Below are 423 nucleotides of genomic sequence, written 5' to 3' on the forward strand. Positions count from 1 at the left end.
GGGCAGCGCGACGAAGCCCGTGTTGGTCATTGAAACGATTGCGCCGAGCATGGCGCTTTTGCCGAGGCTCGCGTGCAACACGATGCGTGCGACGACGAGCGCGGCGGCGAAGCAGATCAGCGAGCCCGCGCCGAACGCGGCGAGGAAGCGCCACTCCAGCAGCGATTCGAGCGGCTCTTTGGCGACGGTCAGGAAGACGAGCGCCGGCATCGCGACGTAGTAGGCGAACTGCATCAGCGGCCCCGCGACCGTGTGCGGCAGATAGCCCGATATGCGGGCCACCCAGCCCGTCAGGATGATCGCGAAGATCGGCAATATCAGACTTGCGATGTGCATGATGGCGCTCCGCCTATGTAGATGGGACGTCCGGATGCAGTTGTGTGTGCAAGATTTCGCGGGTGATGTGCCGGGCCGATCCTAACC

The 423-nt window shown here is 64.1% G+C and carries 1 protein-coding gene; it reads right to left on the minus strand.

Translation table 11 applies throughout. From position 1 onward, the window contains the following. Positions 1-336 (minus strand): AEC family transporter (locus GR197_RS31515; protein ID WP_204330520.1); only part of this gene is annotated, 336 nt, incomplete at its 3' end. Positions 337-423: the final 87 nt, after the last annotated feature.

This window comes from Rhizobium phaseoli, assembly GCF_010668805.1.
Lineage (GTDB): Bacteria > Pseudomonadota > Alphaproteobacteria > Rhizobiales > Rhizobiaceae > Rhizobium > Rhizobium phaseoli_A.